Source organism: Rhodococcus sp. 14-2483-1-1 (assembly GCF_002259335.1).
Lineage (GTDB): Bacteria > Actinomycetota > Actinomycetes > Mycobacteriales > Mycobacteriaceae > Rhodococcoides.
On the sequence record NZ_NPFX01000003.1, the window covers coordinates 106,120 to 129,926 of the forward strand.

17 protein-coding genes and 1 tRNA gene are annotated in these 23,807 nt (G+C 63.0%); 7 read left to right on the forward strand and 11 right to left on the reverse strand.

Annotated features, from left to right (window positions below; genetic code table 11):
* Positions 1-49: 49 nt before the first annotated feature.
* Positions 50-1,525 carry an MFS transporter gene (locus tag CH294_RS02225; RefSeq protein WP_094736885.1) on the reverse strand — a complete coding sequence of 492 codons (1,476 nt, stop codon included), beginning with the start codon at positions 1,523-1,525 and terminating at the stop codon, positions 50-52.
* Positions 1,526-1,771: 246 nt separating this feature from the next.
* On the reverse strand, positions 1,772-2,572 hold the full coding sequence (locus CH294_RS02230) for an alpha/beta hydrolase (protein ID WP_094736886.1): 801 nt from the start codon (positions 2,570-2,572) through the stop codon (positions 1,772-1,774).
* A 36-nt stretch (positions 2,573-2,608) separates the two neighbouring features.
* On the opposite strand from CH294_RS02230, the gene CH294_RS02235 reads away from it, so the two are divergent.
* The 3 genes from CH294_RS02235 (at position 2,609) to CH294_RS02250 (ending at position 8,848) form a co-directional block, all read left to right on the forward strand.
* The gene (locus tag CH294_RS02235; protein WP_094736887.1) at positions 2,609-3,238 is read left to right on the forward strand and encodes a TetR/AcrR family transcriptional regulator; all 630 of its coding nucleotides are present in this window, start codon (positions 2,609-2,611) and stop codon (positions 3,236-3,238) included.
* Between the two features lie 134 nt (positions 3,239-3,372).
* Positions 3,373-4,554, forward strand: a complete 1,182-nt coding sequence (locus CH294_RS02240) for a lipase family protein (RefSeq protein ID WP_094736888.1) — start codon at positions 3,373-3,375, stop codon at positions 4,552-4,554.
* Positions 4,555-5,338: 784 nt separating this feature from the next.
* Positions 5,339-8,848: a DUF4020 domain-containing protein gene (locus CH294_RS02250; protein WP_094736890.1), complete on the forward strand. Its 3,510-nt coding sequence runs from the start codon at positions 5,339-5,341 to the stop codon at positions 8,846-8,848.
* A gap of 452 nt (positions 8,849-9,300) precedes the next feature.
* Here the strand turns inward: CH294_RS02250 and CH294_RS02255 are convergent, their stop codons facing one another.
* The 9 genes from CH294_RS02255 to CH294_RS02295 form a co-directional block, all read right to left on the reverse strand.
* A complete protein-coding gene (locus tag CH294_RS02255) occupies positions 9,301-10,521 on the reverse strand; it encodes a DUF4041 domain-containing protein (protein ID WP_094736891.1) in 1,221 nt (406 codons plus the stop codon).
* A gap of 46 nt (positions 10,522-10,567) precedes the next feature.
* The gene (locus CH294_RS27730; protein WP_249304999.1) at positions 10,568-11,806 is read right to left on the reverse strand and encodes a hypothetical protein; all 1,239 of its coding nucleotides are present in this window, start codon (positions 11,804-11,806) and stop codon (positions 10,568-10,570) included.
* A gap of 460 nt (positions 11,807-12,266) precedes the next feature.
* Positions 12,267-12,340 (reverse strand) — tRNA-Leu (locus tag CH294_RS02265).
* 44 nt (positions 12,341-12,384) lie between these two features.
* On the reverse strand, positions 12,385-13,836 hold the full coding sequence (locus tag CH294_RS02270) for a TIGR00366 family protein (protein WP_094736892.1): 1,452 nt from the start codon (positions 13,834-13,836) through the stop codon (positions 12,385-12,387).
* A gap of 116 nt (positions 13,837-13,952) precedes the next feature.
* Entirely contained in the window at positions 13,953-14,897 is a 945-nt protein-coding gene (locus CH294_RS02275) for a Ppx/GppA phosphatase family protein (protein ID WP_032404264.1), read from the reverse strand.
* The gene (locus CH294_RS02280; RefSeq protein ID WP_032404265.1) at positions 14,894-15,424 is read right to left on the reverse strand and encodes a DUF501 domain-containing protein; all 531 of its coding nucleotides are present in this window, start codon (positions 15,422-15,424) and stop codon (positions 14,894-14,896) included. The genes CH294_RS02275 and CH294_RS02280 overlap by 4 nt, the downstream gene beginning before the upstream one ends.
* On the reverse strand, positions 15,421-15,972 hold the full coding sequence (locus CH294_RS02285; protein ID WP_249305001.1) for a cell division protein FtsL: 552 nt from the start codon (positions 15,970-15,972) through the stop codon (positions 15,421-15,423). The genes CH294_RS02280 and CH294_RS02285 overlap by 4 nt, the downstream gene beginning before the upstream one ends.
* A gap of 192 nt (positions 15,973-16,164) precedes the next feature.
* Positions 16,165-17,451, reverse strand: coding sequence for a phosphopyruvate hydratase (gene eno / locus CH294_RS02290; RefSeq protein ID WP_008718800.1), 1,287 nt, complete (start codon positions 17,449-17,451; stop codon positions 16,165-16,167).
* 88 nt (positions 17,452-17,539) lie between these two features.
* Positions 17,540-18,262, reverse strand: coding sequence for a lytic murein transglycosylase (locus CH294_RS02295; protein ID WP_094736993.1), 723 nt, complete (start codon positions 18,260-18,262; stop codon positions 17,540-17,542).
* Positions 18,263-18,439: 177 nt separating this feature from the next.
* Between CH294_RS02295 and efeU the strand changes: the two genes are divergently transcribed.
* The 4 genes from efeU (at position 18,440) to CH294_RS02315 (ending at position 23,806) form a co-directional block, all read left to right on the forward strand.
* Positions 18,440-19,321 (forward strand): iron uptake transporter permease EfeU, encoded by an 882-nt coding sequence (efeU, locus tag CH294_RS02300; protein ID WP_094736994.1) that lies wholly within the window; start codon positions 18,440-18,442, stop codon positions 19,319-19,321.
* A gap of 14 nt (positions 19,322-19,335) precedes the next feature.
* A complete protein-coding gene (gene efeO, locus CH294_RS02305; protein ID WP_094608381.1) occupies positions 19,336-20,475 on the forward strand; it encodes an iron uptake system protein EfeO in 1,140 nt (379 codons plus the stop codon).
* Complete coding sequence (gene efeB / locus CH294_RS02310) at positions 20,456-21,706, forward strand: iron uptake transporter deferrochelatase/peroxidase subunit (protein WP_094736893.1); 1,251 nt, start codon at positions 20,456-20,458, stop codon at positions 21,704-21,706. The genes efeO and efeB overlap by 20 nt, the downstream gene beginning before the upstream one ends.
* Before the next feature lie 369 nt (positions 21,707-22,075).
* A complete protein-coding gene (locus CH294_RS02315; RefSeq protein ID WP_094736894.1) occupies positions 22,076-23,806 on the forward strand; it encodes a DEAD/DEAH box helicase in 1,731 nt (576 codons plus the stop codon).
* Position 23,807: the final 1 nt, after the last annotated feature.

Below are 23,807 nucleotides of genomic sequence, written 5' to 3' on the forward strand. Positions count from 1 at the left end.
GAGCAAAGCAACCAAGTCAGCGCGCCTCGATTGATATCTCCCTGAGCGATCAGAGTCCGCCACGGCCTGACCGCGCCCGGGTCATGCCGAGCAGCACCAGCGCTGCAGCCGCCGCCGTGATGACGAACCCCGCTACGGTCACTCCGGTTTGGAACGAGGCCGCTTGCTCGGCGCTCCACGTGGTACTCGAGATGTTGCCCGTGAAAAGAGCGGCGAGGATGGTGCCGGTGACGGTGATCCCGACGCCGGTAGCGACCTGACTCGATGTGTCGACCATGGCGGCCCCGATGGTGGTGCGGCTCTCCGGGAGACCTGCCATGACATTGGTACCTGCGACGACACCGACTACCCGCATACCTACCGCGACGAGGACGAGGGCAAGAGCGACCCAGACATACCCGAATCGGCTACCAACGGCGAAGACGGCCAGCCCCAGCACCACCGCCGCCGCGCTCATCCAGGCGGCGTGGTTCATCCCCACTCGTCGCAGGAACGGCGCGACGAGTCGGCCGCCCACGAGCAGCACAACGACCTGAGGGAGCATCCCTATCGATGCGAGGGCCGGCGACCATCCCCATGCGAACTGCAGCTGCAGTGTGACCATGTAGCCGAGGCCTGCGATGGCGAGACCAGACGCGGCTTTGTAGGCGAGACCGCTGGACACGAGGGGAAGCGCGACGAGCTTCAGGTCCAAGAGCGGGTACCTTGCCGTGCGCGCGCGGACGACGAACAGCGTTGCCGCAGCAAGGGTTCCGGTAGTTGCTGCCCACGGCGTCCATGATTCGGAACCCACCTCGACGAACAGGGTCGGCGCGACGAGCGCCAGGACGATGGTGGCCGTGCCGAGCAGTGCCCCAGCGACATCGAGAGGGTCGCGGTGCAACTCCTCGGGAAGGTCTTTCGCGACGCCCATGCGGATTCCGACGAACGCGAGAATCGCGATGGGTACGTTGATCAGGAGCAGGACCTGCCAGGGCGCGAAAGCGAGAACGAAGCCTCCTGCGGTCGGTCCGATCGCCAACCCGACCAGGCCGACCGTCGAAATCAGGGTGAGGGCTCGAACGCGTAAGGACTCCTCATCGAAGAGCCGGAACGCGAGCGCCATGGAGCCGGGGGTGGTCATGGCCGCGGCGACGCCCATCGCGGCGCGGACTGCGATGAGCTGCTCGGGTGTCTCGACGACGGAGGTAGCCGTGCTGGAAACCGCCAGTAATACGAGGCCGCTCAACATTATTCGGCGTCGGCCGAACCTGTCTGAGATGGCGCTGAACAGCAGCATCAGTCCCCCGAACACGACCGCGTACACGCCGGAGACCCACTGCAGCGCGGTGGTCGACGCACCGAGTTCACGACCGATGGTGGGAAGGGCAACGTTGAGGATCGAGTTGTCGAGCATCTCGAAAAGAAACACTGCAGAAAGGCCGGCCAGTGCTACCGCGGCGGCTTTCAAAGTCTGCGGACGGTGCCGCGTCGAAGAGGCCTGCGCCTCATCTGTGTTGGCTGGTCGCTCATTTTTCAGGCTCATACACGTCTCCATCCAAAGGAGAAGTGGCAGCTCGGTGAGCGGCGTATGAACGGGGCTGACAGCCCTCGCTTTTACTTCCGGTAATTCGACTCTAACAGGCAGCAGCAAGCGAGGGGAGCCCGACTTCGTTGCTGGACTGCTGATCGGTGGCGAGTGGCGCGCCTGCTCGCAGTTGTGTATTTGACGAAATACTCGGCACCGCAGACTCTTCCGGCTCACGAACTGCGGTCACAGGGAGAAACCGAGTCATACCGACGCAACGGTTGCGTCGATGACCCGTCCGAGCTGGCCGGGTGATTCGATGTGAGCGAGATGACCGTTGCCATCGAGTTGATGAACGCGCGCGTTCGGGATTCGACGGCTGATCCGGTCGAAGGATGTGCCGTACGGTTCGACCGAACGGTTGTGTTGGCCGATGATCAGGTCGACTCGCTCGACATTTCCGGCCAGAACATCGGGAAGATGCGCTGCGTCGAGCGCACTCAACTCGTCGTACAGCGGCTCAGCGAGCTCGCACAGCGCTTCCCACTGCTTTGCATCGGCGCGCAAGATGTCGACGTGTTCGACGGAGAAGCCGGAGATGTCCAGATTGACGATTTCGACGCTCCTCCCCCGATCACTCTGTGCTGCTGCCTCTTTCAGGTCGCTCAGAGCGTGTCGAGCGAAAGGCGGGATAACAGGTTCGTACGCGATGAGATGTTCGACTGGATGTTCGTCTGCGGCGAGCAACGTGATCAGGCTGCCGTAGCTCCACCCGAAGATGCTGACCGGCTCGGGAATCGCACTCAGCACCTGGACAAGATCGTCTACCTCGACACCGATCGAGTACTCGGCGGTCAGTGGCCCCGAAGGTCTGCGTCCGCGTCGATTGACGACTGTGACCGACGGCCACGCATTCACCGATCGCGCCACCGCAGCCCAGGATCGAGCATCACTCATGACTCCAGGAAGGATGAGAAGGCCTGGCAGGTCCGGGGTGCCGTAGACATCGACGTTGACCCAGCTGCCGCCGGACACGGGCACCGATTTCTGAATCGTCCGCTCCATATGACAATTATGGAGCAATCGATCTAAAATGCAACCATGGCAACACCGTCACGCGGCAGGCCCTCGGCGTTCGACCGCGATCTCGTATTGCTCGCTGCTGCGCGGCTTTTCTGGCGGCACGGATTCTCCGGCACATCCACACGTGCACTCACCACTGCGACCGGACTGTCGACGTCCAGCCTGTACGCAGCCTTCGGCAGCAAGGCAGGACTGTTCGAGGAAGCTGTCCGCACATACACCGTCGAGTATCGCGACATCTACACCCGCGCAGTCGGTCTCGACTCGATCGCTGCGGTGATCGAGTCGATCCTGACGAACTCGGTGCTCGAGTTCACCGCGCCTTCCGACACTCATCCCGGGTGTTTCGTCAGCAGTGCAGTGACGAACGACAGCGCTGACACGCTGGACGCCGCGCAATACATTTCCGAACTGCACCGCGCGAACGAACGCACGCTACACGCGCGAATCGAACGTGCCATCGCCGAGGGTGAGCTCCCAGTCGACACATCGGCCGACGCCATCGTCGGAGTCGTCCAGGCGATCTGGCACGGCCTCTCTGTCCAATCTCGAAACGCAGTGCCGCGACATGCACTGATCTCGACCGCCAAGCTGGCCGCATCGTCCATTGTCGAGCACTGCAGGACCGAAAGCCGAGCAAAGGCATGACGGAAGACTGCTTGCCACGTGCGGCAAACACAGCGAGGCGGTCCTGAGCCGGACCGATGTGCTCGAGCTCGACCGCCTCGCACTGTAGGGTGACCGCGGGGATTCATACGGCTGGAGACGAATGTCGGGGGATCATGACTCTGTTCGGTGTGCTCGATCGCGTATTGACTCGACGACTGCCTCTGGAGCCTCCGGCCGATCCCCACGCCGCTATCCTCCCGACGCCGATCGACAACGACGCCTTCTTCCTCACCCCTCCCGGCATCGAGGACCTCGCACCCGGTGCGGTGATCCGGCAGCGCACGACCCGTGGTCTGGTGCCTCGCCCGCGAACCGCCATGCATCAGTTCATGGTGCGATCGACCGACGCGCGGGGTCTCCCCGCCGGCGTCACCGCCTCGCTGCTGATCCCGAGGCGGCCGTGGACCGGGCGCGGACCGCGGCCTGTCGTCGCCCACAACGTGGCCATCGATTCCCTCGGAGCCAAGAGCACGCCGTCGTACCGGCTCGTGCACGGTGTCGGTGCCGACCTCCCGCCGGTGATGCCGCTTTGGCTCGCCCGCGGATACGCCGTCCTCGTCGCCGATCACCAAGGCCCGCGGATGTCGTACTCCGAAGGCACGATGGCCGGGCATGCCGTCCTGGATTCGCTACGCGGGATGACGGTCGTCGCCCCGGAGCTCGCCGACAGCCCAGTGGTCGCCTACGGCTACAGCGGCGGCGCGATCGCCACCACGTGGACGGCGCAGCTGCAGCCGAGGTACGCGCCGGACGTGAGGTTGGCAGGCGCCATTGCCGGTGGAACGCCCACCGACTTCTCGATGCTGCTGGACACCATGAACGGCACCATCGCGGCCGGCCTGCTGGGTGCGGCGAGCATGGGTCTCGCGCGTGAGCACCCCGAGATGGTCGAGCTGTTCGGCCCGAAGGCGCTACTGTTGGCGTCCTGGGTGAAGGACATGTCCGTCCTCCCCCTGGCCCTGGGCGGGTTGGCACGCATGCGAATCGAGGACTTGGCGTCCGAGCCCGACCCGTTCGACTCCGACATCGCGCGGCGGGTGATCGCCGCCAACCGTCCGGGTGCGGACGCGCCGTCGGTGCCGGTCGCGTTCTTCCACGGTTCCGCGAGCAAGTGGATCGGTGATCGCTTCATCCCCGAGGCCGGCGTGACTGCCCTGATCGAGCAGTGGCGCAGCAAGGGTGCCAACGTGCACTACGAGCCCGTGGCAGGCGACCACTTCATCGGCGCCATGACTGGGCTACCGTTCGTGTTACGTTGGACCGCAGAGCAATTCGCGGACAACGGTTCCGGTTAGCTCACCGAAGCGACATAGCGCAGTAACCTGCGGGAATACAGTGCCCCCAGTCGGACTCGAACCGACACTGTGCGGATTTTAAGTCCCTAGAAGTGGATTCACCTGAACCATACTGGACTCGATATTTGTTTATTTGCAACGCTTTTCGTGCATCACGGTCCGGCTCGGTCCATTGCCGAACGTACCGACTTGTGACACTCTCGTGACACCGAGACACCGCCGATGCTGCAACACCGAACCGACGTGATCGGTCATGGACAACCACGTGTTCGGGTGGACGGAACGCGCCGTGGCGCGATGTGTCGCCAGTTCGCCCGGCGTCACTACTGGCAACAGGAACCGAGGCTGCTCGCATCTTGTTGCTAAGCCTGCATGGAATCGAAAACCTGCGAAGCGCGGGAATGCTCTTGGCGAGGAAACATGGATCAAGGGTGCTGCTTCCCCTCGCCGAGCTTGAGCGCTATGCCGAGTCGTTGCCGTGGGAGGTGGATCTGCGCGCCTGAGAATTTCGTCTCGGCAAGTCCGTGGCTCGGTCAGCCCGGCGGGTGGTCCTTGCATCCATCACGGCCAAGTGAGCATCAATATCATACCGTCGGCGGTAGCTGCCGCGGGGGCTACACGGCATTGAGGTCTTGCCAGCCGTGGGCGGCTCCCGTTCGCTACAACGGACCGGATAAGTTATACCCCTTCCAGCTGTGAGATTCACCTGCTATCACGGGCGTGAATCGCTGGACACGCCGAGAGCTACAGAACTTTTCTCGGCACGGTAGGTCAGACTTGACGCATGTGGATCGGCGACATCGACGTGCCCCAGCCCGTTCTTGATGCCGCCGAAGCAGGCAACCTGGTGATCTTCGTCGGAGCAGGTGCATCTCGTTCACATCCCTCTAGTCTGCCGGACTTCGCGGAACTGGTGCGGGATATCGGTGCGCTCGTCGGACGCGAACCGACCGACGAAGAAGTTCGACACCCGGATGTCTTTCTCGGCCGCCTTCAGGACTACGGGAACGACGTGCACCAACTCGTCGCCAGCGCGATCGACCTTGCCGGATCGAAGCCCAACCCCCTTCACCTCGCGATCGCTGGACTGGCTGCCGCGTATCCGACCCCTAAAATTGTCACGACCAACTACGACCGGCACCTGACCTCGGCAGCCACTTCCATGTCCCTCGAACCTGATGTCTACGAGGCCCCGGCTCTACCTGTCGGTGACGATTTCGAAGGGGTCGTTCACCTCCACGGGTCTTTGTTGCAGCCCAGCCGCCGTCTTGTGGTTACGGACACCGATTTTGGCCACGCTTATCTGCGCGAGGCGTGGGCTGCACGATTCTTGGAGCGAATGTTCGTGAGATTCACGGTCATCTTCATCGGCTATAGCCATGGCGACGTCGTGATGCAGTACCTCGCCCGGTCTCTTGGACCGGACCAAAACCGATATGTCCTAACCGACGATGAGCAAAACGCAGAGTGGCGCCGGTTGGGGTTGACACCCATCTCGTACCCCAATGACGCCGGCGACCACTCGGCCCTGCCCACATCACTGCAGCGATGGCGAGAACTGGCGACGATGGGGCACATCGAGCATCGCGCGCGAATTGCCGACCTCGTGTCTGGGGAACCGCCGACGATCCCCGAGGAGGTCTCATACCTCAACGCGGCGCTCACTCACCCGGTTCGGTCCAGGTACTTTTCGGAGAAGGCAAGGTTCGTCGACGTCGACCATGGCCAACGGTGGTTCGCCTGGGTCGAAGGCCAACCTGCATTCCCTCGCGTGTTTTCGCCGGACACAGCCGTCGACCCGGCGTCGGGGGTCCTAATGTCCTGGATCGCTGATCAGTACATCCTCAACAAGGAGAATTCGGGGAAAGTTCTCCGATCCTTCCGCGAGAAGCCGTGGCCGCCGCACACCTGGTACGTAATCACCCAGACCCTCGTTCGCTTCGAGGGCGCGTTCCCGAAGTGGCTCAATCCATGGCTCCAGCTTGTCCTTCAAAACGCCCCGACCCGTCGACATGACCTACTCGACATGATGCTTGTAGGCAAGGACTGGACGAACAATTTCGATCTCGCGTTGACGGTGTTCGAGGATCGGACCCGCCCCTTGCTGATACCAGCGTTTGACTTCGGAGGGACCACCAACCAACCCCGGTTCGAAGTCGACCTTTGCGGCGACGAATATTGGCTAAGCGATAACTGGACCAAGATCTTCCTCCCGGTCCTCGATGAGTACTTCGCCCAACTCCTCAGTCTCGCAACGGCGCAGATTTCGCGCGTCTATCGAAGCCTTCGTGGAATGGATCCTGACAGTTCTTTCGATCCAATTTCGTTCTCGCGATCAGCCATCGAACGGCATGAGCAAGACAACCACCGTAACCGCATCGATATCCTCATCGACGCAGCACGCGACTCGATCGAGGCGGCTCTGTCCCACGATCTATCGCTTGCACAGGGATACCTGGAAGTGTGGAGATCCTCTCCCAACGGGATCCTTCGCCGCCTTGCTGTGCATGGCTGGCGGGTACGAACGGACGCCGGCCCCGATGAGAAGTTGACTTGGCTGTTAGGGCGGAACCTTCTTTGGGACCTAGCGCTCCAGCACGAGTTGTTACAGCTCATTGGTGACGTTCTCCCAGCTGCAAGCGAGGACGTGGCCCGCAGCCTCGTAGACGCTGCTATTGCCGGTCCTGACGCGAGCAGCGACGGTGAGCAATCCACCTATCGGGTCTACAACATGCTCGGCTGGCTCGCACAGTCAGCACCCGGACTTCAGATGGCAGCCGAAGCGTTTAAGGAAGCGCAGGCTGCACACCCCGAGTACGCCCGAAGGGAGCACCCGGATCTTCTGCACTACAGCATGTCTGGGTTCGTCGAGGATGCATTGCCCTTTACGGCAGCCGGGCTCCACGACTTGATAGCAGAGGAACCAACTTCAGCGCTCGCTCGGCTTCGCGAATTCAACGGAGAGGCGCACGCATTCCAAGGACCCAGCTGGACCGGCGCACTGGGATCTCTGCAGGCATGCGTCACAGCGCATCCCGCGGACGGCTTACTTGTCGCTCAAGTTCTACAGGATGATGAAGTCGAGTTCCGATCGGCAGTCATTAATGGCTGGGATCGCGCGACGCTCAACGATGCTCTTGCTCAGCAAGCTCTCGCAACGATCGAGGGCTGGGATCATGAGGAGATCCGCAGGCCAGCTTCTGCCATGCTGTCCAACGGCGGAACTCCCGAACACCCCACCCCGTGGCACAAGTACGAATCAGCACGGACGCTGGCATCCGCCCTATGGCCCACGACGCCTACAGAGGGCTCGATCGTAGGTGGGGATGACCTTGTGACGGAAGCGATCAACCACCCAGCAGGTGACCTGGCCGAGTTCTGGACAAAGGTCGTCCAGTGGGAGTGGTCGCAAGCTGAGGCGCTTTGGGATGGCCTCCCGACGGAAATCGCCAGAGAGCTCAGCCATCTGATCTCGGCCCACGACCGTAACGGACTTCTCGCCCGAGTTCTCCTTTCCTCGCAATTGCACTTCTTCTTCAGCGCGGATCGTGACTGGTGTGAAGTCTGGCTCCTCCCCCTCTTCGACTGGACAAGCGAGGAGGAGGCAGCGGCAGCATGGCAGGGCTTTCTCACATGGGGGCGCGCGAACGACGGGCTGCTCGAGGCCGGTCTACTGGAGCACTACCTGACCGCGACGACGCATACCGCCGCGTTTGCGAAGAACCTCCGTCGCCAGCTCGCGATTCACTTGACGTCAATCGCGATGTTCGCCTCCGTCGACCCGGCAACGTGGTTGACACGGTTCGTTCTGGACGCGCCAGAAGACCTTCGAGTCTCGTGGGCACGACAGGTCGGGCACACGCTGACAAAGCTCGAAGCCGTTGAGGCACAGGGTCAGTGGGATCGATGGATCCGCGCATACTGGTCGAGTCGCAATCGGTCCGTGCCGCAACCATTCACCCCGGCTGAGGCCTCCGCCACGGGCGGCTGGGTCGTCGGCCTGCCAGGAGCCCGAAGCGAAGCAATCGACCTTGTCCTGGCATCAACGGCAGGCATCGAGCCGCACGGACGGCTTCTTTATCGGTTGAAGGACCTCGACATTGCTGCCGAGGCTGAGGACTGGGCTCGCCTATTGACCCACCTGCTCAAGAACACGAGTGAGCAGCAATGGGGCATCGTGCACCACCTCCAAGAGCTGATGCCTCACCTCCGTGAAGGCGATCCCATGCCCGACCTCACCGACTTGGTGAACGAAGCCATGCGGCTCGGCGCGACAACCGCTGACGATTGGTAGAAGGCTTATCACCGGTCACGGTATCGCTGGCGGGCGTTAACCAGCCCTGAACTGCTGCTATCCGTGCCCCAGCCGGACTCGAACCGACACTGTGTGGATTCTAAGTCCGGAAAGATGGACTTACCCGGACTCAGATGAATCCTCTTTTTGTTGTGCAACAGTGCTTTTCGTACATTCGCGTCCAGACCGATCCGCACCCGTTTGTACCCAGTTGTGTCACTCTCGTGTCAGCGAGACCCTCGGCAAAGACCACGCTGAATCCACCGACATCCTGACGTACCGCGGTGGACAGAACCCCGCCAACTGCGCCAATGCCGTCAGGCACATTGCCTCCGCAACCCGACGTTGTGTGTCACCGAACGGTCGTCCGCGCGCCCACCGCGAACCCACCTGCGAGCCGAGCCGGGGCGACCGACTGATTTCGACCGGCCTTCACCGAGTTCAGTCAAACCTCAGGGTCGAGATACCACGCTCGCCGGCCAACTCCCCCGGCTCTGAAAATACTGCGTCGCTTCGGGTTTCTCGTTGTACTCCAACAGGTTCCCCACTTCTTGAGCCAACACATCTCGCACTTGGCCCGGTTCGGCGAAGAAGAATTCTCGCCTGAGGTTCGCGTGGTTCAGTCGACGAGTTGCGAAAGCCGCGTGGAGCGCTCCCTCCAATGCAACAGCGTCGTCAGAGAAGTACAACGCGTGCACATCGAATGGGAACGGCACCGAGGCGCTCCCCAATTCGCGGACCCGATCCATCGGTTCGAGCCGTCGCGTCATACCGATCTTGACCACATCCGGTCCGAATGCACCGCGGTTGCTGATCACGTACACATAGCCAGCGCGAATATTGGCACGTCGATAGTCGTTCTGTGCGATGGCCTGGTCGAGTTCGCCCAACTTGTCTCGAATACGCTGTGCCTCCGCATCAGTGCGGCCGGCCAGGGAGTCGAGCACGTTCTGATAGTGCGCTCGTTCCTTGTCGAGCTTCTCCCTCTGCGCGGCCAATTCCAGCTCGACCTTCTTTTCCTCTCGGAGGCGTTCGTGCTCCTCGCGTTGAGCGAGTTTTTCTTCTTGGACTTTCATCATGTAATCGGCTGTGAGCTCGAGTTCTTCTACCCGGAGCCTGTGATAGGTCTCGGCGACATGCATCTGCATCATGTCTCCGAGCTTCGCGATCGTGGCAGCTGCCTTCTCCAGACGGCTCACGGCCGTCGCAAGGTTTCCGGCCCGGATGGTACGAACACAGATGTCGGCCTCGGCGTTATAGGCGCGCAACATGAGCTTCGACAGATCCGAAGTCATCTTGCGGCCTTTGGCGAGAGAATTGTTGAAGCTGAACATGTCCGACGCGACTATGGCCTCTCCCCCGACGACCGCAGCCTTGATCTCGTCACGCACCGCGGCCAACCGTTCACGGAATTGGTCGGCGTTCTCCAGGGGGTGCTGGTAGGTGTAGATGCCCACCTCCTGCAACACGATCCGGTCGTCGGTTTCCACCACTCCGGTAGCCGCCGACCCCGACGTCGGGGTCACAACCTGGCCCCGCCACGCAGCGTGCGATAGTGCCTCGTCGCGTTCTTGCTCGACCACTTTTAGTCGATCCAACAGATCGTTGAGCTCGCGCTCTTTGGCTACCAGAGTGGTTCGCAGAGCCCGGATAGTGTCGTCTGGGCCTGTCATCGTGGCCTACACGCTTGATCACAGACAGCGTTTTTCTGATAGCTACTCACCCGCGAACTCCCCGTGTGTTGCCGACGGGTACCAGGTCGTGTGGATTCTTCGATACACCGGCACTCAAGTGCTCGAGCGTCGCGGTCGCCTGAACGCCGGAAAGATTGAGCCGCTCGAAGGCGGTTCGGTCCGTCGCCAGTTCAACCAGTGTGATTCGAGTGGGGTGGCCAGTGGCCGGGTCCACGGTGTCGACGCCAACTGTCATCGCCAACGTGTTGACCACACCGTCACGGTCAGCCTCGAAAATTTCGTGGGCGGTGCGGACCGCGACCTCGGCCACTGCGGTGGCGTATCGATCCTTGCGCGCCTTCATGGGTAGTGGCGTGCTAGTAATCGTGTCACTCGCCTTGGTGTATTTGAACGATTTCTCGGTCGGCAAATCCGAGGGCAAGGGTACCGAGACGGTCAGTTCGAGTTCCCGGTCGGCACCATCGAAGGAGAAGTCGTATTGCACCTCGAAACACTCTGGATACACCGAATTCCCGAGCACGATGGAGACATACTCTTCGAGCGCATTCGGCTCACCCTCCTGCAGCCCGACCATCAGCCGTTCCAACTGGACATTCGCCTGCATCACCTGTCTGCGGCGTTCAGCACACTCCGCCTCGTACTCGGACTGAGCGACCGACAGGGCCCGTAGTCGACTCGCTTCGGCGGCACCGTGTGCGCGCTCGTTGGCCTCCTGGGCGTGATTGCGTTGGACGACAGCCTGTTCCCACCCCTGTCGCTGCTGCCAGTACATCGCCTGCGCTTGCTCCACAGCTGCTACATGGCGTTTTCGTCCCCCCAGTAGGGAGCCGAGACCCTCGGGTGCGGCTGGTTCGACGTAGGCCGGCTCCGGTGGGAGCGGTAGGGGTGGAGGCGGGGGTGTCGGTGTAGTCAGATCCGGTCGATCGAACGGCGGATGCTCGATCTTCTGTCGTAAAGCGTTCAGGTCGACGTAGTCGTCCACGTCCAGTGTGGCCGCCAGGATGCCATCGATCGCTTCGTACTTCTCTGCCAAGGTGGCGTTGCGCGCCTCGACCTCTGCCAGTTGTGCCTCCACGTGCAAGCGGGCGCGTTCTTTGACCGCCGCTGCCGAAGCTTGATTCGCCGCGCGGTCAGCGGAGGCGCACGCGCGCTCCCAATCGCGCCGTGCCTTTTCCGACAACCGCACCGCTCGAGCAGTCGCCTGCGCGTGGGCTCGTGCTTGCTGGCGGTCACGTTGTTCGCGTAGCCGGTTCTGGTGCTGCATCTCCGCGAAAAAACCTCGACGCTTCGCCACCCGTGACACCTCTGTTCTGATCGTTGCGAGTTCCTGCACTGTAGCGACCCATCCAGACAAATCCGGTGCCCTTCGACTTCGGCCGGCGGCCCCTTCATCTACTCGAATGACACTTTCGGATGGCATTGCCGCGATGGATCAAGTTACCGGCAAAGCCAGTCGCATGGACGAATCGAGTCGTGCAGCACGCGTCCAGTTTGTGATGACTTGTGACATTCTGTGACACCGAGCCATGACACTCGGGGCAATACCCACTCCTGTGAAAGCGCTCTGACCAGCAGAAACTCGGCCGAACGCACGATTTCTGTGACAACGAACAGAATCCGCGGCTTCGCGGGGTCCGTACACATCCGCGAGCGTCCACCCAGTACATTGACGCCCATCGAAATACGCTGTGCCGCAATCGAGAATGGATTCATATGAACTCCGGTGCCCCCAGTCGGACTCGAACCGACACTGTGCGGATTTTAAGTCCGCTGCCTCTGCCAATTGGGCTATAGGGGCCACCGCCGGAGACTCGCTCCAGCGGTGACGATCATATCGGGCTGCTACTGGGCAGGGATGACCGGCGGCACGAAGTCGAAGGTCATACCGAGGAGCCACACCAGCAGCAGGACCACCGGGAAGTGAAAGATGAACTGCAGGAACGTGAATCCGATCAAGTCTCGCGCTCGCAGGCCTAGAACCGCCAGCAGAGGCAGCATGAAGAACGGATTGATCAGGTTCGGCAACGCCTCTGCGACGTTGTAGATCTGGACTGTCCAGCCGAGGTTCATCTGCACGTCTGTCGCAGATTGCATGACGTACGGCGCTTCGACGAGCCACTTGCCGCCACCGGAGGGGACGAACAATCCGAGCACGACGGTGTACACCGCGATGACCACGGCGAATCCACCTCCGCTGCCGATGTCGGTGAAGAAATTCGCGAGGTGCTCGGAGATCGTCACGCCTCCCCTTCCCTCCGCCTTGGTCAACATGGCTGCCATAGCCGCGTACAGCGGGAACTGCACCAGGATGCCTGCGGTGGCCGGGACTGCTTTGCTGACCGAATCGAGGAAGCGACGCGGAGTACCGTGCAGCACGAGTCCGAGCATCAGGAACACCAACAAGTACCCGTTGAGGCTGCTGACCACCGACAGCACCGGCAGCGTCAGCAGTTGGGAGACAAGCCATCCCAGAGTCATCGCGCCGGCGAACAGTGGCAGGATGCGGCTGTACTCGAGCCACTCCCCCGGCCTGGTGCGCGGTGACGGTTCCGCGACGGTGTCGTCGAGATCGACCTCCATGTCCGCGGCAGTCTTGATTGCGGCACCCTTGGGAGCAGACACGTGTGCGATGACGACCGTCAACACGATGATGATCGCGCACATCAGCAACGACTGCCACGTGAAAATCGTGGTTCCGAAATCGAGTACTCCCGTCACCGAAAGCAGTGTCGCCGGAAGCGATTTCGCCGTCGCCTGCAGCTGAGCAGCAGAGGACGACATACCGAGTGCCCACACGGCTCCGAGTCCCATGAACGCAGCAGCCCCGAGTGCGCGGTAGTCCGTCCGCAGATCGTCACGTCGCGCGATGGCTCGGGCCAGCAGACCGGCGAACACCAGGCTCAGGCCCCAGTTCAGGAAGGACACCGAGCAGGACAGCAGCGCCACGAAACTGACTGCGCTACTGGAACTCTTGGGCACCTGCGCCAATCGGGTGATCAATCTGGCGACAGGTGGAGATGTGGCCACGACGTAGCCGGTGAGAACGACCATCGCCATCTGCAGCGTGAACGCAGTCAGGTCCCAGAACCCGTTACCGAACGCGTCGACCACATTCTGCGGAGACGACCCGTTGGCGAAGGCAGCGACGGCAACGACCACCACGCCGACGAGGGCGAAGATGTACGCATCGGGGAACCACTTCTCGGTCCCCTTGGCGAGCGCTTGCGCTACGCGAGCCAGCCCTTTCTCGGCCGGCGCCTGGTCGGCCGGTGCTTGCTCGGCGGGTGACGTCATCGGTGGTCCTCACCTCGAAGGGAGCCGTGACGTGGGCCACAGCGCCTGTAAGGCTTCACCGAATCACGCAGCGATGCAACCTACATCGCCGCAGACCGTATCTGCAGAATTGCAGATCAGATCTTGATGGACATCGCGATACCGTCGAGGATGTCGTGCTCACTGACCGTCAACGAGCTAACGGCACCGCGTCGCTCGAATTCCTCGGCCAATACGCTGCACACAATTGCACCGCCGCCGATGACGTCGACCCGACCTGGATGCATGGGGCCCAACGCACTTCGCTGCGTATGCGTCATGCCGATCAGTCGCTCGCATACCTCGAAGAGCTGATCGAAGGGCACTCGCGACAGGTGCACCGCGTCTGCGTCGTACTCGGGCAGGTCCTTGGCGATGGCAGCGATGGTCGTCATCGTGCCGGCCACACCGACCCAGCTCGACGCATCGCCGATCGACACTTCCTCGAACGCCTCCGCCAACTTCTCGCGGGCGTACTCACGCGCGCCGTTGATCTCGTCCGCGGTGGGAGGATCCGAATGCAGGAATCGTTCGGTCAAACGGACGCAGCCGATGTTCGCCGAGAACGCAGACTTGACGCCTTTGGCGTCGCCCAGTACGAGCTCGGTAGAACCGCCGCCCAGATCGACAACCAGGAAAGGCCCTGCCGCAGAGTCGAGTTCACCGACTGCACCGGCGAAGGACAACCGCGCTTCCTCGTCACCGGTGATCACTTCGGCCTCGGCACCGGGGATGACCTTGCCGAGCACCTCGCGCACCATGGAGAAGAAGTCCTCGCGATTCGACGCATCCCGGGTGGCAGAGGTGGCCACCATCCGCACTGCGGTGGCCCCTGTCTTGCGAATGATCTCCGCGTACTCGATCAATGCCACACGAGTGCGTTCGATGGCCTCGGGCACGAACGCTCCCGTCGCGTCGACTCCCTGACCGAGCCGCACGATCCGCATCTCGCGGGCGACGTCGGCGAGGGACTTCCCGTTGTTGTCAGCGACGAGCAGGCGGATCGAGTTGGTGCCGCAATCTATTGCTGCAACCCTGGTCATGATTTCTCCGCACGTAGTTCTTCGATGGTCGGCCAATCAGCCGGAATAGCCTTGCCACGCAACGAGTTCTCGGCGGCAAGGGCCACCGACTCGTCACCCAGCGGGTTGACGCCCGGGCCCTTGGCCAACGAATGGGCGATCAGGACGTGCAAGCATTTGACCCGATCGGGCATGCCACCGCCGGTGAAATCCGTTCCGAGAGATTCGATCTCGTCACGCTCGGCGAGGTAGGACTGATGGGCGCGCAGGTAGGCAGCAGCCAGCTCGGGATCGGTGCCCAGGCGTTCGGTCATCTCCCGCATCACACCGGCCGATTCCTGCCGGCTCGCCTCGGCCGTCAGCCGCGGATCGGTCAGATAGAACAGGGTGGGGAACGGCGTACCGTCGGGCAGCTTCGGGGCGGTTTTCACCACGCCCGGCCGGCCGTCCGGAGATCGATATGCGATCTCGAGTACGCCACGCGGTTCACGTCCGAGCTGCGATGCGACCGCATCGAGATCTTCCTGCGAGACTGCCGAGGAATTCACCCGACCGGTCCTCCTTCTGATTGTGGTGCCGGAGCGGCCGGCACGGGTTCTGGCTGTACGACGGGCATCGGTGCGGACGTCGGCTCCGCCGGCTCGTTCGATCCCTGCGGCTGAACTGCGGTGTTCCAGAGGTCGGTGTACCAGGGCCCCGTCGGCCCACTGTCGGCCGCGAGTTCCTCCGGGGTCTTGCCGTAGTCGCCGGGCAACTGCACCTGGTACGGCGTCTCCCCCGGCATGACGAACCGCAGGCGCTCACGCGCATCGGCCGCGATGCGGGACGGCTCGTCGAGCTGAGATTTCTGGGTCTGCAGCGCTTGTACGTCGTTCTCCAACGCTTGCCGCTCGGCCAGCACGGACTCGAGTTCGCTGCGCTGCGAGAAGTAGGTGCGTAGCGGTACTGCCAGCGTCAACGCCAGCGCGCACACCACAACGCCGAGGATGACGGCCCGCCCGGTGGACAGTCCGAGGAACGTCCGCTCGGGCATCTTGGGCCGACGAACACCGACGCGCCGGGGAGCGGCCTTGCCGCCGACCACCGCGTCGCGCACCTGCTCCGACGGCTCCGGCGGGGTGGCCGTCCGACCGGAGGCGTTCTCGTCACGAGAGACGCCCCCGGCCTTCGACCGACTCGAAGAGGAGGACCGGCCGCGGGGTCGGGGATCACGTCCACCTGGACTGGTCCCGGACCTTCCGCGCCGTGCCATCATTCATCTCCACTTCGTGCGATACGTACCTGCCTGCTATCCCTCGTAATTGAACCGGGGGAAAGACAACTCGCCGGCGTAACGCGCCGCGTCGCCCAGAGCTTCTTCGATACGCAGCAACTGGTTGTACTTGGCCACGCGCTCGCTTCGAGCCGGAGCACCGGTCTTGATCTGGCCGCTGCCGACGGCAACTGCCAGGTCAGCGATGGTGGTGTCCTCGGTCTCGCCGGACCGGTGGCTCATCATCGTCTTGTAACCGTTGCGGTGAGCGAGATCGACTGCGTCGAGGGTCTCGGTGAGCGTGCCGATCTGGTTGACCTTGACCAGCAGCGCGTTGGCCGCACCCTTGACGATGCCGTCTTCGAGACGCTCGGGGTTGGTGACGAACAGGTCGTCGCCGACGAGCTGAACCTTGTCGCCGATCGACTCGGTGAGTGCAACCCAGCCGTCCCAGTCGTTCTCGTCGAGCGGATCCTCGATGGAGACCAGCGGGTAGGCATCGACCAGTTCGCCGTAGAACGCCGACATCTGCTCGGCCGACTTGGTCTCACGCTCGAAGGCGTAGCCGGTACCTGCGGTGTAGAACTCGGTGGCCGCCACGTCGAGCGCGAGAGCAACGTCCTGGCCGGGCTTGAGGCCGGTCTTGCCGATGGCCTCGAGGATCAGGTCGAGAGCTGCCTTGGTGCCGGCGAGATCGGGAGCGAAGCCGCCCTCGTCGCCGAGTCCGGTGGACAGGCCCTTGGCCTTGAGCACGGATTTGAGCGCGTGGTAGACCTCGGCACCCCAGCGCAGCGACTCCTTGAACGTGGGAGCACCGATCGGCGCGATCATGAACTCCTGCACGTCGACGCCGCTGTCTGCGTGTGCGCCGCCGTTGATGATGTTCATCATCGGCACGGGGAGGATGTGTGCGTTCGGTCCGCCGAGGTAGCGGAAGAGCTCCAGGCCGGTGGACTCGGCCGCAGCCTTGGCGACAGCGAGCGAGACACCCAGCAGGGAGTTCGCGCCGAGGCGAGACTTGTCGGGCGTGCCGTCGAGATCCAGCAGAGCCTGATCGACCGTGCGCTGCTCGATGGCGTCGAGGCCGATGACCGCGGGCGCGATCTCGTCGAGCACCGCGTTGACGGCCTTCTCGACGCCCTTGCCGCCGTAGCGGTCTCCGCCGTCACGAAGCTCGACGGCCTCGTGCTCACCGGTGGATGCGCCGGAGGGGACGGCTGCGCGGGTCAACGTCCCGTCGTCCAATGCGACCTCGACCTCAACCGTGGGGTTGCCACGGGAATCGAGGATCTCGCGAGCTCCGACCTGCTCAATGATGGCCACGAATGCTTCTCCTAGTAACGGGGACCGGCGGACTGTGCCGGGTGCAAGACTAGCCGCTCCCCCGTGGTGCCCGCGATGCACGGAGTTTCTACGGCCTGGTGCCCACCGAGTACGCGGCCGCGCGATCTCGCACGTCACGCAGATACTGGCCCGAGAGGTTGTACGCCATCAACGCCGTCTCCCAGCCCTGTGCCGTCCGCAGATCGCCGCCGCGGGCGCACAGATAGCGAGCCGCCGTCAACGCCGCGTCGTCGATGTTGTCCGGATCTGCGATGCCATCGCCGTTGGCGTCGACACCCCATTTCTTCCACGTCTCGGGGATGAATTGCATGGGACCCATCGCTCGATCGAACTCGGCGTCACCGTCCATGACGCCGCCGTCGGTGTCCGGAATCTCGGCGACGCCCGGCCCGCCGTCGAGCGGAATACCGCGGATCGGCGGTGCGACGAGACCGTCGGGCTGCACGGACGAGCCCTGGTATGTGCCGTGCCGACTCTCGATGTATCCGATGCCCGCGAGCGTCGTCCAGGCGATTCCGCAGTCCGCGTCCGTCTCGGTCATGATCGCGGCCGCGTGCCCGTACGACGCGAGAGCCGTCACCGAGATACCGAGCGCGTCGGTCTGAGGTTCGGCCCACGCGAGCAACAGATCGGCTGTCCGGCCGGGGGCATTGAAGTCGATCAGCGGCACCTCGGTTCCCGGACCGGGCGGAATGCCCTCGGGAATCTCACGCTTCGGCTCGCTGCTGCCACATGCGGTGAGCGCAAGGAGGAGCGATGCGGTGGCGAGCACGCAGATTCGTGAGATCACCTCACCATCCTGCACACGCAAGGTAATAGAAAGCTAAAGACCCGTAAAACCCCAGTTCAACGTGCATTCGACTGGCGATGCAGGGTGTATGTTTCTGTCAACCTTCACGCATGAGGGTCGCCTACCCTTTGAGAGGGAAGGCGTACCAATGTTCATTGCAAAACAGGAGAAGTGCCCGTGTCCGTTCTCGCCGCCGCAGGATCCGCGCCGTCGATCGCCACTCAGATGTTCGGCAGCGGTCTGATCGGTCTTCGCGAGGGCCTCGAGACCGGCATCGTGGTGATGATCCTCGTTGCGTTCCTCGTCAAGGCCAACCGACGCGACGCGCTCAAATGGGTGTGGCTGGGCGTCGGGCTGGCCGTCGCCATGGTGGCCGCGATCTTCTTCGTCATTCACTACGGCACATCCACGGTCACCGGCCTGACCGCCGAGGTCATCGCAGGCGCAGCATCGCTCGTGGCCGTAATCATCGTGACGGCGATGGTGCTCTGGATGCGGACCGCCGCGAAGAACATCTCCGGCGAACTGCGGGCGAACATGGAGAAAGCACTCACCGTCGGGCCTGCGGCAGTGCTGACGCTCTCGTTCTTCGCCGTCGGCCGCGAAGGTGTCGAAACCGCACTGCTCATGGTCGGCTACGCCGAGAACACGAACGGCAGCCTGTGGCCGCTGCTCGGTCTACTGCTCGGCATCGTCGTCGCTGCCGTGCTGACGGTGTTCCTGTACTTCGGTGCCGTGCGCATAAACTTCGCTGTCTTCTTCAAGTACACCGGCATCTTCCTCATCGTGGTCGCCGCCGGAATCCTCGCCTACGGCATCCGCGCACTGCAGATCGGCGGAGTTCTGCCCGGTGGCAGCGCTGTCGCCTTCGACATCAGCGCGCACTTCGACGCCTCGAGCTGGTACGGCACCGTGCTCGGCGGCATCTTCAACTTCCGTCCCGAACCCACTGTCTTCCAAGCGATCGCATGGGTGCTCTACATCGTCGTCGTGTTGTTCCTCTTCCTCCGGCCGGTCCACGTTCCCGCGGCTCCCGAGCCCGTACTTCAGAACTCCTGAAAGGCACCACCATCATGCGTCGTTCCACCATCGCTCTGGCCGCGGTCGCGGTTCTGCCGATAGCCCTGGCCGGCTGCACCGAAAAGTCTTCCAACGAAGCCGCATCGGGCGATATCGCCGTCACCGCGACCGACTCCTCCTGCGACGTGAGCGCATCCGAAGGCACCACCGGTAACTCGACGTTCCAGATCACCAACAACGGCAGCAAGGTCACCGAGTTCTACGTCTACGGCGCGGGCGACCGCGTCATGGGTGAGGTCGAGAACATCGGACCCGGCCTGACGCGTCAGCTCATCGTCGCCCTGCCCGACCCCGGCACCTACCAAACCGCCTGCAAGGCAGGCATGGTGGGCGACGGTATCCGCGCCGATTACGTCGTCTCCGGCGACTCGGTCCGCACCGCCGACGAGAACGGCCTCCTCACCGAGGCCGCCGCCGGCTACAAGCGCTACGTCGTGAGCCAGATCGATGCTTTGCAGGACACCACGGCATCGTTCGTCACCGCCGTCAAGAGCGGCGACGTCGACGCAGCCAAGGCCCAGTTCCCCATTGCGCGTAGCTATTACGAGCGCATCGAGCCCGTGGCCGAGAGCTTCCCCGACGACCTCGACCCACGCATCGACCTGCGTGAGCCGGACGTGGAGCCCGGTGCCGAGTGGACCGGATTCCACCGCATCGAGAAGGACCTGTGGTCGCAGGGGCTGCAGCCGGACACCAACGCGATGGCCGATCAACTCGAGGCCGACATCACCGAACTCGCCGACAAGATCAAGGCCGACGACTTCACCATCGACCCCATTCAGGTCGCCGGTGGCGCACAGGGACTGCTCGACGAAGTTGCCAAAACCAAGATCAGCGGTGAAGAGGACTTCTTCTCACACACCGACCTGTGGGACTTCCAAGCCAACGTCGACGGCTCCCAGGCCGCCATCGCTGCGGTGCGTCCCATCCTCGACGAGCGCAACGCCGAACTCGGAACCGCCATCGATGCCCGCTTCGCAGAACTCGACGCCGAACTGGCCAAGTACCGCAGCGGCGACGGCTTCGTCTTCTACGACACGGTGACCGAACCACAGCGCCAGGAACTCTCGAACAAGATCGACGCATTGTCCGCTGAAGTGAGCCAGGTGCAGGGTGTCGTTGCCGGACAATAAGACTGGACAATTCTCCCGACGGTGCCTCTTCGGTGCCGTCGGGACGGGGGCTGCACTCGTCGGAGTGGGAGCCATCGCTGGACACGCGACCGCCTCCGGAGCCGAGGCACCCGCTTCGGACGTCGTCGAATTTCGCGGAGACCACCAGGCCGGAATCGTCACCCCGGCACAGGATCGCATGCACTTCGTCGCCTTCGACATCACCACCGACTCACGCGACGATGTCGTTGCGCTGCTGAAGAAGTGGACCCTGATGGCGGAACGCCTCACCAAGGGCGAAGAGACGTTCGACGGCGGCGCAGTCGACGGTGGCCAGTACAACCCGCCGTCGGATACCGGCGAAGCTCTCGGTCTGACGGCGTCGTCGCTGACGCTGACGATCGGATTCGGTCCCTCGATGTTCGATCGATTCGATCTGGCCTCGAAAAGGCCTGCATCGCTTGCCGATTTGCAGCACTTCCCGGCCGACAACCTCGATCCTCGACGCTCCGGCGGCGACCTCTGCATCCAGGCCTGCGCCGACGACCCCCAGGTTGCCGTGCACGCGATCCGCAACCTCGCTCGTGTCGGATTCGGCACCGTCTCGGTGAAGTGGTCTCAACTCGGCTTCGGCCGAACCTCATCCACCTCGACCACCCAGGCAACACCGCGAAACCTGTTCGGCTTCAAGGACGGAACGGCCAACCTCAAAGCCGAAGACCCGTCGCTGCTCGACGAGAACGTGTGGGTTGCGTCCGACGATGATCAAGAGTGGATGGCCGGTGGCTCCTACCTCGTCGCCCGTCGCATCCGCATGCTCATCGAATCGTGGGACCGCACCACACTGAAGGAACAAGAGCGAGTGATCGGGCGCAGCAAGGGGTCCGGCGCGCCACTCGGCCAGAAGGACGAGTTCGACGCACTCGATTTCGAGTCACAGGGCCCCGAGGGCACCTTCATCGACAAGACCGCGCACGTGCGTCTGGCATCGAAGGAAAACCTCGGCGGCGTCCAGATCCTGCGTCGGGGATACAACTTCACCGACGGATCCGACGGCTTCGGACACCTCGACGCCGGACTGTTCTTCATCGCCTACTGCCGCGACCCACTGACCCAATTCGTGCCGATGCAATTGGCCCTGTCCCGCAAGGACGCTCTGAACGAATACATCCAACACGTGGGTTCTGCGGTATTCGCCTGCCCTCCCGGCGTCGGAGAATCCGAATACTGGGGTTCGACGCTGTTCGAGTAGGTCGGTTCCCCGCGTCGCGTCAATGGACCCTTGCACACGTCTGACCCGTGCAGTGGTTCATTCACGCAATAGCCCGGTCCGCGTCAATGGCGCACTGCATACGTCCGACCGGTGCAACGGTCCATTGACGCGGGCGGGTGAGCCCTGAGTCCGGCGGAGAACACCGAACCATCTGGGTGTCAAATTTAAACGTAGGGTCATAAATTCCGTTATTTTGCAACAGCTTTCGGAATTATTTCGAGTTTGACAGAACTGTGCGGTCTGCTTATGTTCTAGCGGTTCGGATTCGTCGCCGACTGCTTCTCGAAGGGATTCATGCCCCTCCCCCAGCCTGCCGATACTCAAGCGACCTACCTCCTCGATCGCCACATGTTTGCCCTGTGGACCTGGTCTTCCGGCACTGTCGGATCTCCCCCACCCGTCGGCGATGCCCAGCGGGTGACGCTGGCAGTTCCGACTCTAGACCTTTCGGGTTTCGAGGTGTCCGACGTCGACTGCGCGTTGATAGAGCCCGATCGACTGGCTGACGTTGTCCTCGACACTTCCGGTGCCTCGGTCGATGCGTGGCGGACGCACCTGGCGGGCGGCGGTTCTGCGCTGCCGATCGCGGGGCATGCGGTTCCCGATGCCACCGGGAGAGCGGTCATGTCGGCGGAACACGCCGTCGCCACCTTTCGCCACACGACGGCCGTCGCCGCCGAACTGCGCACAGCGCTGGTCGCGGAGATGCGGCCCTACCAGGTGCGCGGCGTGAGTTGGCTGCGTGAGACGGTGACCGCCCACGGCGGTGCGGTGCTCGCGGACGAGATGGGGCTCGGCAAAACGCTGCAGGCAATCGGCTACCTCGTCGGGCGCGCCGACGAGGGGCCACAGGTGGTGGTGAGTCCGACGTCGCTGGTCGGGAACTGGGCACACGAGATCGCTCGGTTTGCGCCGAGCCTCTCGACCGTGACCTGGCGCGGAGGGCCACTGCCGGCAATGGACCCGAGAACGGTGATGCTCACCGGGTATCCGACGTTGCGCACGCACGGTCCACAACTCGCCGATCTTCACTGGGCCACTGCCGTATTCGACGAGGCACAGGTGCTGAAGAATCCGCGCACCCAGATCTCGAAGGCCGCGCGACTCATCCACGCCGACGCGACGATCGCGATGACCGGCACGCCCGTCGAGAACCATCTCGACGAATTCTGGGCGCTGCTCAACCTCGTCGCACCGCACGTGTTCGGGAACAAGACTCAGTTCCGGCGTCGCTTCATCAAGCCGATATCGGACGGTTCCGGCGCCGCCGCCATTCGGCTACGGGCAGCGATCGAACCGGTTGTGTTGATGCGAAAGAAGTCTCAGGTCGCCGGATCACTTCCGCCGAAGATTCACGCCGACCTGATCTGCGATCTCACCGAGGAACAACAGCGGTTGTACGACCGCGTCCTCGATCAGGCGATCGACGACGGCTTCGGCGATGGCGTGCAACGCCAGGCCCGGGTCCTGGCGGCTCTGACCGCACTGAAACAAGTCTGCAATCACCCGGCACTGGTCACGGGCGACTCCGATGATCTGTCGGGGCGTTCGGGGAAGCTCGACCTCTGCACCGACATCGTGGCCAACAACCTCGAAACCGATTCGCCGACAATCATCTTCACCCAATATCGCAAGACCGGCGAGCTTCTCGTACGGCACTTCGGCGAGGAGTTCCAAGTGTCGGTGCCGTTCTTTCACGGTGGCCTGAATCAGGAGCAACGGGCAGATATCGTTCGACGTTTCCAGTCCGACGACGGCCCTGCCGTACTGGTGCTGAGCCTGAAAGCCGGCGGCACCGGACTCACCCTGACTCGCGCAGCCGACGTCGTCCACTTCGACCGATGGTGGAACCCAGCCGTCGAGGCGCAGGCCTCGGATCGAGTCCATCGGATCGGGCAGACCCGCACGGTCACCATCACCACCCTCACCACCGACACCACCATCGAGGAGCACATCGCGGCCATGCATTCACGAAAGTCGACACTGTCCGACGTCGCCGATACGTCGGATGTAGCCGAGCTGGCGAAGTTGGACGACGACCGGCTCGTCGACACGCTGCGCCGCAAGCGAAGCCGCTGAC